This window comes from Saccharopolyspora sp. NPDC002686 (assembly GCF_040295745.1).
In the GTDB taxonomy this organism is placed as follows: domain Bacteria; phylum Actinomycetota; class Actinomycetes; order Mycobacteriales; family Pseudonocardiaceae; genus Saccharopolyspora; species Saccharopolyspora oryzae.
Map to the genome: position 1 here is coordinate 1 of NZ_JBEOVY010000257.1, position 11,484 is coordinate 11,484.

Annotated in this window: 10 protein-coding genes; 9 read left to right on the top strand and 1 reads right to left on the bottom strand. The window is 70.1% G+C overall.

What is annotated here, in order from left to right; all coding sequences use genetic code 11:
* The first annotated feature begins 156 nt into the window (after nt 1-156).
* From ABTZ89_RS27600 to ABTZ89_RS27625, 6 genes are all read left to right on the top strand, one after another.
* Nucleotides 157-924 carry an urease accessory protein UreD gene (locus ABTZ89_RS27600; RefSeq protein WP_351049974.1) on the top strand — a complete coding sequence of 256 codons (768 nt, stop codon included), beginning with the start codon at nt 157-159 and terminating at the stop codon, nt 922-924.
* Nucleotides 921-1,820, top strand: coding sequence for an urea transporter (locus tag ABTZ89_RS27605; RefSeq protein WP_351049977.1), 900 nt, complete (start codon nt 921-923; stop codon nt 1,818-1,820). Before ABTZ89_RS27600 ends, ABTZ89_RS27605 begins: the two co-directional genes overlap by 4 nt.
* A gap of 274 nt (nt 1,821-2,094) precedes the next feature.
* Entirely contained in the window at nt 2,095-2,748 is a 654-nt protein-coding gene (gene pdxH / locus ABTZ89_RS27610; protein WP_351049980.1) for a pyridoxamine 5'-phosphate oxidase, read from the top strand.
* 186 nt (nt 2,749-2,934) lie between these two features.
* On the top strand, nt 2,935-4,179 hold the full coding sequence (locus ABTZ89_RS27615) for an MFS transporter (RefSeq protein ID WP_351049983.1): 1,245 nt from the start codon (nt 2,935-2,937) through the stop codon (nt 4,177-4,179).
* Nucleotides 4,180-4,294: 115 nt separating this feature from the next.
* Nucleotides 4,295-5,686 carry an APC family permease gene (locus ABTZ89_RS27620; RefSeq protein ID WP_351049986.1) on the top strand — a complete coding sequence of 464 codons (1,392 nt, stop codon included), beginning with the start codon at nt 4,295-4,297 and terminating at the stop codon, nt 5,684-5,686.
* 82 nt (nt 5,687-5,768) lie between these two features.
* A complete protein-coding gene (locus ABTZ89_RS27625; RefSeq protein ID WP_270948502.1) occupies nt 5,769-6,689 on the top strand; it encodes an aldose 1-epimerase family protein in 921 nt (306 codons plus the stop codon).
* Nucleotides 6,690-6,769: 80 nt separating this feature from the next.
* On the opposite strand, the gene ABTZ89_RS27630 is transcribed toward ABTZ89_RS27625, so the two are convergent.
* Nucleotides 6,770-7,909, bottom strand: coding sequence for an acyl-CoA dehydrogenase family protein (locus tag ABTZ89_RS27630; protein ID WP_351049990.1), 1,140 nt, complete (start codon nt 7,907-7,909; stop codon nt 6,770-6,772).
* Between the two features lie 142 nt (nt 7,910-8,051).
* Here ABTZ89_RS27630 and ABTZ89_RS27635 point away from each other — a divergent pair, with 142 nt between their 5' ends.
* From ABTZ89_RS27635 to ABTZ89_RS27645, 3 genes are all read left to right on the top strand, one after another.
* Nucleotides 8,052-8,663: a TetR/AcrR family transcriptional regulator gene (locus ABTZ89_RS27635; RefSeq protein ID WP_351049993.1), complete on the top strand. Its 612-nt coding sequence runs from the start codon at nt 8,052-8,054 to the stop codon at nt 8,661-8,663.
* Nucleotides 8,660-9,592, top strand: a complete 933-nt coding sequence (locus ABTZ89_RS27640) for a carbohydrate kinase family protein (RefSeq protein ID WP_270948505.1) — start codon at nt 8,660-8,662, stop codon at nt 9,590-9,592. Before ABTZ89_RS27635 ends, ABTZ89_RS27640 begins: the two co-directional genes overlap by 4 nt.
* A 377-nt stretch (nt 9,593-9,969) precedes the next feature.
* Nucleotides 9,970-11,274 carry a citrate synthase gene (locus ABTZ89_RS27645; protein WP_270948506.1) on the top strand — a complete coding sequence of 435 codons (1,305 nt, stop codon included), beginning with the start codon at nt 9,970-9,972 and terminating at the stop codon, nt 11,272-11,274.
* Nucleotides 11,275-11,484 lie beyond the last annotated feature (210 nt).

Genomic DNA, 11,484 nt, shown 5'->3' on the forward strand with positions numbered 1-11,484 from the left:
GATCCCAGCCCGGTGGCGGGGGCGGGAACGGAGCCGACCGCTCGATCAGTCCCGCGTAGTGCGGCAGCCATTTGCCCTGGTTGAAGGCGACAGCGTAACAGTGTTCGAACACTGTTACGCACTCACGACCCCCGCGCAGGCGGAAGGTGGTGCGGCGTGCGCGCTAGTGCGCTGCTGAGGGTCGAGCTCGGGCACGGCGGGCGGAGCGTCGTCCGGGAGCTGCGGTCGCAGTCGCCGATGACGATGGTGCCCCGCCGGGCCGCCACCACCAGCGCCGACGGCACCGCCGTCGTGCACCTCGTCGGTTCGGCGGCCACCCCGGTCGGCGGCGACGTCGTCGACCTGCGCGTCCACGTCGGCCCCGGTGCCCGGCTGCTGCTGCGCGGCACCGCCGCGACCGTGGCGCTGCCGGGGCAGCACAGCGGGCACAGCCGGTCCACCGTGCACATCGAGGTCGCCGACGGCGGGACGGTCGAGTACCTGCCCGAGGCGACCGTGATCAGCTCGCGGGCCGACCACCAGGCGGAGATGACCATCGCGCTCGGCGAGGGCGCGCGGGCGCGCTGCCGGGAGACGCTGGTGCTCGGCCGGTACGGCGAGCGGTCCGGTCGGTTGGCCACCACGACGCACGTGCTGCGCGGCGGCACTCCGCTGCTGCGGCAGCGGCTGGACATCGGTGACGAGCGGTTGACCGCGAGCGTCGGCTACCTGGCGGGCGCGCGGGTGCTGGCCACCGAAACCGTCGTGTGGGAGCACGATCCGGTCGTGCCGAGCAGCGGCGACTGGTGGTCGTTGGCGCCGCTGGCCGCGGGCGGGGCGATGGCCACCGCCGTCGGCGACGACGCCGTGATCGCCGAGCGGCGGCTCGCCGAAGCCGTTTCGCACCACCCGGATGCGAAGGAACTAGAGGTGCGGAGCTGGTGAACGACACCGCTGCGGAGAAGTCGCCCCCGGTGCGGCACGGCGCGCTGGACCTGCTGCGCGCCGTGCCCACGGGCGTCTCGCAGGTGTACTTGCAGGAGAGCGTGCCGGCCGGGATCGTCTTCCTGGTCGCGCTCGCGCTGGCCGGGCCGGAATTCGCGCTCGCCGGTCTGGTCGGCAGCGCGGTCGGGATGCTCACCGCGACCGCGCTGCGGGTGCCGCGGGAGCGGATATCCCAAGGCCTGTTCGGCTTCAACTCCACGCTGGTGGTGCTGGGGACGGTGGCGTCCTTCCAGCCGTTCGGCGCGGCGTTGCTGGTCGGAATCGCGGGGGCGGTCGTCGCGACGCTGCTGGCGCGCGTCGCGGACCTCCTCCTCGCGGTTCCTGCCCGCACCGCCCCGTTCGTGTTCACCTACTGGCTGATCGTCCACACCGGACACCACTTCGGCTGGGCCGAGGCCGCGTCCAGCTCGCCGTCGCCGGTGCTCGGGCTCGACGGCGACTACCTGAGCCTGTTCAGCTCGGAGGCCGAGGTCTTCCTGTCGAACGGCTGGCTGCCGGGCCTGGTCATGCTGATCGGCCTGGCGATCGTGCAGGTCCGGCTGGCCGTCGGCGCGTTCTGCGGTGCCGCGGTGGCGCTGGTGGCGGTCGAGCTGCTGCCGGACACGCCGCTGGACGTCAGCGACGGGGTGTACGGCTTCAACGCCGCGCTGGTCGTCGTGGGGCTGCTGACCACCGGGCGCACCTGGCGGTCCTGCTTGATCGCCGTCCCCGCGGTGGTGCTGCTGCAGGGCGGGATCGAGTTCCTGGGGCTGGTGCCGACGACGTTCCCGTTCGTCCTGGCGATGTGGACCGCGGACCTGGTCCGGGTGCACCGCACCGGCTCCGCGCAGCCGTAGCCCGCGGTGCCGGAACTTTTGTCCCGTTCAGGCGTTTTCACTGCAAAGAGTGGTTCTCGCCGGTCCGATCGGGTGTAAGAACGATCACTGCATCGGTTGCGGAATCGATCGTGAAGCACCGCCGATTCGGCGTCCGTTCGGATCGCGTTTACCGTCGTACGTGGTTGGCGCCACCTGGTCCTGTCGCGCCAGCCGGTCCAACCCGTACCGTCCGGCTGCGCAGCCGGAGAAGTTCGAGTCGTGCCGCTGTCGGGCGAGTCAGGGAGGAATAGGGATGTCGGAGGCCAACGTCGCATTGCCGTCGATGCGGGTGTCGTACGAGGCCGGAGCGCTGGACGAGTCCTCGCTCGCCGCGACCTGGCACGAGCAGCTCCAGCTCTGGTTCGACGAGGCGGTGCAGGCCGAGCTGGTCGAGCCGAACGCGATGGTGCTGGCCACCGCCAACGCCGAGGGCATCCCGTCCTCGCGCACGGTGCTGTGCAAGGGCTTCGACGAGCGGGGCGTGGTGTTCTTCACCAACTACACCTCGGCCAAGAGCCACGACCTGAAGTCCACGCGAGTAGCCGCCGCGACCTTCCCGTGGCTGGGCCTGCAGCGCCAGGTCAACGTGCGCGGCACGGTGGAGAAGGTCGACGCCGCCGAGACCGCCGAGTACTGGGGCGTGCGCCCGCGCGGCTCGCAGCTCGGCGCTTGGGCGTCGCCGCAGTCGCGGGTCGTCGCCAACCGCGAGGCGCTGAAGTCGTCGCTGAACGGCATCGAGCGCCGCTTCGCCGACGCGGAGAAGGTCCCGGTGCCGCCGCACTGGGGTGGTTGGCGGATCCGCCCGGACGTGGTGGAGTTCTGGCAGGGCCGCCCGGACCGGCTCCACGACCGCCTCCGCTTCCGCCGCAAGGACACCACCTGGACGGTTGAGCGCCTCGCTCCGTGACCACCAGCCGAAACCGAACGCCCAGCCCCCGCCGGGGCTGGGCGTTTTCGCTGTTCGGCGCGGGTCGTTTCGGTCACACGGCGCGGAAATTCGAGTGCTGTTAGACCCGCTAACGGCTAGGCTTCGGCTCTCGTGCAGCCCAGCAGCGGAACCGAGACAGCGAACCGTCGATCCCTCAAGTCCCTGGTGGGGAAGGTCCTCCTCGACACCAGGCCGCTGAAGTACCCGGCCTACCGCCGGTTGTGGCTGTCCAACATCGTCACCGCCGTCGGCGCGCAGTTCGCCGCCGTGGCGGTTCCCAAGCAGCTCTACGACATCACCGGTTCCTCCGCCTACGTCGGCATCGCCGGGCTCTTCGGCCTGGTCCCGCTGCTGGTGTTCGGCCTGTGGGGAGGTGCGATCGCCGACACCGTCGACCGCAGGCGGCTGCTGCTGGTCACCAACACCGGCCTGGCGGTCACCTCGGTCCTGCTGTGGCTGGTCGCCGCCTCCGACATCCGCTCGGTGTGGCTGGTGCTGGTGCTCTTCGCCGGGCAGCAGACGTTCTTCGCGATCAACATGCCGGCCCGCGGCGCCGCCATCGCCCGGCTGATCCCCGTGCACCTGCTGCCGTCCGCGCAGGCGCTGGGCGCCACCGTGTTCCAGCTCGGTTCGATCGCCGGGCCGCTGCTGGCGGGCGTGCTGCTGCCGGTGGCCGGGCTCCAGACGCTGTACCTGGTCGACGCGGTGGCGCTGTGCGCGGCGCTCTGGGCGGTGTTCCGGTTGCCGCCGCTGCCGCCGCAGGAAGGCGCGCCGAAGAAGGCCGGGCTGCGCGCCGTGCTGGACGGCTTCCGGTACCTGGCGCTGCACTCGGTGCTGCTGGCGTCGTTCCTGCTGGACATCATCGCGATGGTGTTCGGCATGCCGCGCGCGTTGTTCCCGGAGATGGCCGAGCGGACCTTCGGCGATCCGCCCGGCGGCGGGGCCGCGCTGGGCTGGCTGTTCGCCGCGATCCCGCTGGGCGCGTTCCTCTGCGGCGTGCTCTCCGGATGGCTGCACCGATTCAGCCGCCACGGCGTGGGCGTCACCATCGGCGTGGTCGCCTGGGGCTTCGCGGTGATCGGCTTCGGACTGGCGGACTCGCTCTGGCTGGCGGTGGTCTTCCTGGCGATCGGCGGCGGGGCCGACCTGGTGAGCATGGTCTACCGCGGTTCGATCATGCAGGCGGCGGCGACCGACGAGATGCGCGGGCGCATCCAGGGCGTGTTCACCGTCGTGGTCGCCGGAGGGCCGCGGCTGGCCGACACCGTGCACGGTTTGTCCGGTGCCGCGTTGGGGACGTCGACCGCGATCGCCGTCGGCGGGGTGCTCGTGATCGTCGGCGCGGTGATCTCCGCGGCCCTGCTGCCCGCGTTCTGGCGCTACCGGGCACCGGCCTCTGACGAGGGATGATTCCTCCCGGCGAGGCTCGATTGTGCAGTTCGCCACGTCTGATGCATTCGTCGCAGTGCAATTCGACCAGGGGTGGGCATCGAGGCCGATAGGGGAGGTTGCACACTTTCCAGCTATGGCCAACGAGACGACCGTGAACGACGCTGCGCCCGGCGGTGCGCAAGGCCCAGGCCTCAAGAAGGCGATGGGGCCCAAACTGCTGCTCTTCTTCGTGGTCGGCGACATCATCGGCACCACGATCTACGCCCTGACCGGGAAGATCGCCGGCAAGGTGGGTGGGGCGCTGTGGGTCCCGTTCGTGGTCGCCTTCGTGGTCGCCTTCCTGACCGCGTTCAGCTATCTGGAGCTGGTGGGCAAGTACCCGAAGGCCGGTGGCGCGCCGCTGTACATCCACAAGGCGTTCGGCGTGAACTTCCTGACCTTCATGGTCGCCTTCGCCGTCATGTGCTCCGGGATCACCTCGGCCTCTTCCGGAGCGCAGGCCTTCAGCGGTGAATACCTCCAGGAGATCGTCCCGGGCGCTCCGTCGTGGCTGGTGGCGATCGCCTTCATCGTGCTCATCGCGGCGGTCAACTTCCGCGGCGTGGGCGAGTCGGCCAAGCTGAACCTGCTGCTGACGATCGCGGTGATGGCGGGTCTGGCGATCGTGATCGTCTTCGGCGGCTACGCGGTCTTCGCGGGCGTCAGCGACCCGACGTTCACCCCGGACCCGAGCCGGCTGCTGCAGTTCAACACCGACACCACGCCGCTGATCGCGGTCACCTCGGCGACGGCGCTCGCGTTCTTCGCGATGATCGGCTTCGAGGACACCGTGAACATGGCCGAGGAGACCGAGGACCCGGCCAAGACCTTCCCCCGCGCGGTGCTGATGGGCATGGCGATCACCGCAGGTATCTACCTGGTCATCGCCCTGATCACCTCGGTGCTGATCCCCACCGACGTCCTCAGCGACTCCACCGGGCCGCTGCTGCTGGTCGTCCAGGTCGCCGCGCCGTGGTTCCCGCCGATCGTGTTCGCCTTCATCGCGCTGTTCGCGCTGAGCAACACCGCGTTGATCAACATGATGATGGCCAGCCGCCTGCTCTACGGCATGTCGAACGAGGGCATCATCCCGAAGCAGTTCGGCCTGGTGCACCAGGCGCGGCAGACGCCGTGGGTGTCGATCCTGTTCACCAGCGTCCTCGCGATCGTGCTGGTGAGCTCGCTGAAGATCGAGAACCTCGGCGGCACCACCTCGCTGCTGCTGCTGATCGTGTTCGCCATCGTCAACGTGGCCTGCTTGGTCCTGCGCAAGGACAAGGTCGAGCACAAGCACTTCAAGGCGCCCACCTGGGTTCCGGTCGCCGGTGCGATCACCTGCGCGTTCTTCGCCAGCCCGTTGACCGGCCGCCCGTTGCTCGAGTACGGGATCGTCGGGATCCTGCTCGGCCTCGGCGTGATCTTCTGGGGCATCAACTACCTGGTCCACGGCCGCCGGGAGTTCGATGCCGAGAAGCTGGGCAAGTGATCACCTAGTCGGCACCGCATTCCGGTGGGCCTCCCGGACCGTTCGAGCGGTCCGGGAGGCCCGCTTTTATTAGGGTGGCCAGGTGAATGAACCCGTTCCTGCGACCGGGCGGCAGTTCGAGATCGCGTCCGGTCCGATGCGCGCCGTGGTCACCGAAGTCGGTGCCGGGTTGCGCGCTTTCGACGTCGACGGAGTGCCCCACGTCGAGACCTACGGGGCGGACCAGCTGCCGCCGGGCGGTGCCGGTGCGGTGCTGGTGCCCTGGCCGAACCGGGTGGCCGACGGCCGGTGGGTGCTCGACGGGGAACCGCAGCAGCTCGCGCTGAGCGAACCCGCGCGGCACAACGCGATCCACGGCCTGCTGCGGCACACCGCGTGGAGCGTCGTCGAGCACGCCGAGTCCACTGTGGTCCTGCAGGCGATGGTGGCGGCGCAGCCGGGATGGCCGGTGCCGCTGCTGACCTCGGTCGGCTACTCCGTCGGCCCGGACGGGCTGACCGTCACGCACACGATGGAGAACCTGGGATCGCGCGCGACGCCCTTCGGGGTCGGTGTGCACCCGTACCCGCGCGCGGGCAACGCCGCGACGGACGACTGCGCGCTGCGGTTGTCCGCGTCGAGCCTGCTGCCGGTGGACGCCGAGCGGATGGTTCCGGTGCGCCCGCCCCGCGAGCTGCAGGGCGACGAGCTCGACTTCCGCACCGGGCGTCCGCTGGCCGGGCTGCTGCTGGACACCGCCTTCGGCGGGGCGGCACCGGCGCCGGGCGACGAGTTCGTCCGGCACTCGCTGACCGGTCCGGACGGTCGCGGCGTCCAGCTGTGGGCGGATCCGGTGTTCAAGTGGGTGCAGGTCTACACGCCGGACGACTTCCCCGGACGCGGCCGGGCGGTCGCGATCGAACCGATGACCTGCCCGCCGAACGCCCTCAACACCGGCACCGACCTGCTGACCCTCCAACCCGGCGAGACCTGGATCGCCCACTGGGGCCTGACCCCGTTCTGACCGGCTCGTTCCGTGCCCGTGAGCACTTTGGGCTGCTATAGCGACCCAAAATGCTCACGGGACCACCGCGGGAGGTGCGCTCACTTCAGGCCGCGGGCGATGAGCATGCGCTGGATCTGGTTGGTGCCCTCGAAGATCTGCAGGACCTTGGCCTCGCGCATGTAGCGCTCCGCCGGGAAGTCGCGGGTGTAGCCCGCGCCGCCGAGGACCTGGACCGCGTCGGTGGTCACCTTCATCGCCGCGTCCGTGGCCACCAGCTTCGCCACCGAGGCCTGCTGCCCGAAGGGCATCCCGGCATCGCGGCGGCGCGCTCCGTCGAGGTAGCTCGCGCGCGCCGACTGCACCGCGGCGGCCATGTCGGCCAGCAGGAACTCCAGCCCCTGGAACTCGATGATCGGCCGCCCGAACTGGGTGCGCTGCTTGGCGTAGTCCACGGCCAGGTCCAGGGCGGCCTGCGCCAGCCCGACCGCGCAGGCGGCGATGCCCAGCCGGCCGGAGTCCAGCGCGGCCAGCGCGATCTTCAGCCCGTCGCCCTCCTCTCCGACGAGCCGCTCCGCGGGCACCCGCGCGTCCTCGAAGTACAGCGGAGTCGTGGGCGATCCGGTCAGGCCCATCTTGTGCTCGGGCGGTCCCGCCGAGAGACCGGCGGTCGACCCGTCGACCAGGAAGCAGCTGATGCCGCGCGGCCCGTCGTCGGAGGTGCGGGCCATGAGCGTGTAGAAGTCCGCGACGCCGCCGTGCGTGATCCACGCCTTGGCGCCGGTGATCCCGTACTCGTCGTCCTGGCGCACGGCCCGCGTGCTCAGCGACGCCGCGTCGGAGCCCGCGTGCGGTTCGGACAGCGCGTACCCGCCGAGCAGGTCGCCGCCGAGCATGTCCGGCAGCCAGCGGGAACGTTGCTCGTCGGTGCCGAAGTGGGCCAGCGGGAAGCAGCTCATGGTGTGCACCGACAGGCCGACGCCGACGGTCATCCACGCGCTGCTGAGCTCCTCCAGCACCTGGAGGTAGACCTCGTACGGCTGGGCCCCGCCGCCGTGCTCCTCGGCGTAGGGCAGCCCGAGGAATCCGGACTCGCCGAGCAGGCGGAAGGCGTCGCGCGGGAACTTCTCGGCCGCCTCGTCGCCGGCGGCCCGCCCGGCGAGCTCATCGCGGGCGATCTCCCTGGTCAGCGCGAGCAGATCGGTGGCTTCGGAGGTGGGAAGCAGGCGTTGGACGGGCATGGCGGTTCGCGCTCCTGGTGCCGGTGTGACAACTGCCGGTAGTACTGATGCCAGTACTGTAGGGCGAACTCCAGTACTGTGGAAGTGCTCGCGGGGGAGAACCCGCGAAGTCCTCCGACAGTGCTGTGGCAGGCTTCCAGCGATGACCACCTCCCAAAGCCGCCGACCGGCGAACGCCCGCCGGGCCGAGCTGCTGGACCAGCTGCGCGACCTCTTCCTCGCGGAAGGGTTCGCGCACTTCACGCTGGACGACCTGGTGGCCCGGCTGCACTGCTCGAAATCGACGCTGTACACGCTGGCGGGCAGCAAGGAGCAGCTCGCGGTCCGCGTGGTCGCGCACTACTTCAAGTGCGCCACGCAGAGCGTCGAGCGGCGAGTCGAGGCGGTCCAGGACGTGCGGGAGAAGGTCCGGGTCTACCTGGACGCCGCGGCCGAAGCGCTGCGCCCGGCGTCCCGGGAGTTCATCGACGACATGGCCGCGAACCTCTCCACCCGCGCCACCTACGAGGCCAACGCGCGCGCCGCCACCGACCGCATCCGCGCCTTCATCGGCGAGGGCGTGCGGCAAGGGGTGTTCCGCGAGGTGCATGCGGGGTTCGTCGGCGAAATGGTCGGGCACGCCATCGCGGGCATCCAGCGGGGCGAGATCGGCGAGCGCACCGGGCTTTCGGACGCGGCCGCGTTCGACGCGCTCTCGCAGTTCCTGCTCGGCGGGCTGGCCCCGGCCGAAGAAGCACAAGGAGGACAGAAGTGATCGTCATCGGCGGTGAGGCCCTGGTCGACCTCGTCCCGGACCCCGCCACGGGTGAGGGCGAGCTCGGGCCGCTGCACCCGTTGCTCGGCGGCGGGCCGTACAACGTGGCCATCGCCCTCGGACGGCTCGGCGTCCCGGCCGCGTTCTACGCCCGGCTGTCCACCGACCAGTTCGGGGACGAGCTGTTCGAGCGGCTGCGGGCATCCAATGTGGATGTCGAGCTGGTGCAGCGCGGCCCGGAGCCGACGACGCTCGCCGTGGTGGGGCTCGCCGAGGACGGTTCGGCGCGCTACAGCTTCCACACCGAGGGCACCGCGACCCGGTTCGTCACCGACCAGGAGCTGCCCGAGCGCGCCACCGCGCTCTGCCTCGGCACCCTCGGGATGGTGCTGGAACCAGGCGCTTCGGTGTACGAGCGGGTGCTGTTCCGGGAAGCCGAGCGCGGCCGGTTCGTCGCGCTGGACCCGAACATCCGCGCCGGTCTGATCGCCGATGCCGACGCCTACCGAGCCCGGTTCCGCTCCTGGCTGCCGTCGGTGGGACTGCTGAAGGTCTCCGACGACGACGCCGAATGGCTCGCGGACGGCGGGGACGTGCTCGCCGCGGCTCGCGAGTGGCAGCGCCAAGGACCGGCCGCGGTGGTGCTGACCCGAGGTGCGGACGGCCTGACCGCGGTGACCGCCGACGGCGAGTTCACCGTTCCGGGGGAGAAGGTCGACGTCGCCGACACCATCGGCGCCGGCGACACCGTGCAGGCCGCGCTGCTGGCGTGGTTGCACCGCAACGACGCGCTTTCAGCGGAGGGCGTGCGCGCTCTCGACGGGACCGGGTGGGAGCGCGCGCTGCGGTTCGCGGCGGCCGCTGCGGCCGTCACCGTCTCGCGTCCGGGTGCCGAACCGCCGTGGTCCGAGGAGCTGCACACCGACTGAACTGGGCGGACGTGCTCGACGACACCCTGTGAGCTCAACCGCCCGAGATCCGGTTGGCGCAGTCGGCGCTGCGCCGTCCGGATGGCCCGGTTGGTCACTATGACCGGCCCAGATGGTTCCGGAGCGTCGAAAAATCTCCGGCGAAAGCCGCCCGATGTGATGTGATCGTGGTCCCACCTGCCAAAAAGGCGAAACGCGATTGCTGCGCGGGGGGCCCACTGCGGTCTAGCGTGACTACTGACAGGACCCCAACGGGGTGGTGCTGCGGCGGTTCGGACACCCCGGGCCGCGCGCGGGCGACAACGCAGCCCAGGCCGGTCGGCCGGGCACCCGCGGTCGTCACCACACGCACCCCGACGAGCGCGAGAGGTTCCCGAATGCCCGACGACGTGACCGCCAAACGTACCGTCGCGCTGCGCTATGACGCCGGCGAGCACGAGATGCAGGTGACTGAGCCGACCGAGGGTGCGCCTGGCGTGGACCTCGGCAAGTTGTTGGCCAAGACCGGTTTGGTGACGTTGGACCCGGGCTTCGTCAACACGGCGGCCTGCGAGTCCGACATCACCTACATCGACGGTGACGCCGGCATCCTCCGCTACCGCGGCTACCCGATCGAGGAGCTGGCGGCCAAGTCGAACTTCATCGAGGTCAGCTACCTGCTGATCTACGGCGAGCTGCCGACCCAGCAGCAGTACGACGAGTTCGCCTCCCGGATCCAGCGGCACACCCTGCTGCACGAAGACCTCAAGCAGTTCTTCGACGGCTTCCCGCGCGACGCGCACCCGATGCCGGTGCTGTCCTCCGCGGTGTCCGCGCTGTCCACCTTCTACCAGGACAGCCTCAACCCCTTCGACAAGGACCAGGTGGAGCTGTCCACCGTCCGGCTGCTGGCCAAGCTGCCCACCATCGCGGCCTACGCCTACAAGAAGTCGGTCGGCCAGCCCTTCCTGTACCCGGACAACTCGCTGGGCCTGGTGGAGAACTTCCTCCGGATGACCTTCGGCTTCCCCGCCGAGCCCTACGAGGTCGACCCCACGCTGGCCCGCGCCCTGGACCTGCTGTTCATCCTGCACGCCGACCACGAGCAGAACTGCTCCACCTCGACCGTGCGGATGGTGGGCTCGGCCGAGACCAACCTGTTCGCCAGCGTTTCCGCGGGCATCAACGCCCTGTTCGGCCCGCTGCACGGTGGTGCGAACAGCGCGGTGCTGGAGATGCTCGAGGGCATCCACGCCAACGGCGGCGACGTCGACTCGTTCGTCGAGCGCGTGAAGAACAAGGAGCCCGGCGTCCGGCTGATGGGCTTCGGCCACCGGGTCTACAAGAACTACGACCCGCGCGCGGCGATCATCAAGAAGACCGCCGACGAGGTGCTCAGCAAGCTGGGTGCGAACGACCCGCTGCTGGACATCGCGATGAAGCTCGAGGAGAAGGCGCTCGCCGACGACTACTTCATCGAGCGCAAGCTGTACCCGAACGTCGACTTCTACACCGGCCTGATCTACAAGGCCATGGGCTTCCCGACGAAGTACTTCACCGTCCTGTTCGCGCTCGGCCGGCTGCCCGGCTGGATCGCGCACTGGCGGGAGATGCTGGAGGACCCGGCCCGCAAGATCAGCCGTCCGCGCCAGATCTACACCGGCTCGCCGGAGCGCGCGTACAAGTCGATCAACGAGCGCTGAATCGAAACCTGAATCCTGTCGGCTGCCACGGCAACCGGCCCACAAACGGCCCCGGACACCCATGGTGCCCGGGGCCGACCCGTCTCTCGCGGAGGCTCGTTCCGCTCACCGTGACCGCAGTTTCAATTGAAACTGTGATCCGCCGTGCCCGGGTTTTACAGTTTCAATTGAAACTGCACACCCGGGCGTGTCGGGACCCCGGCGTGTCGG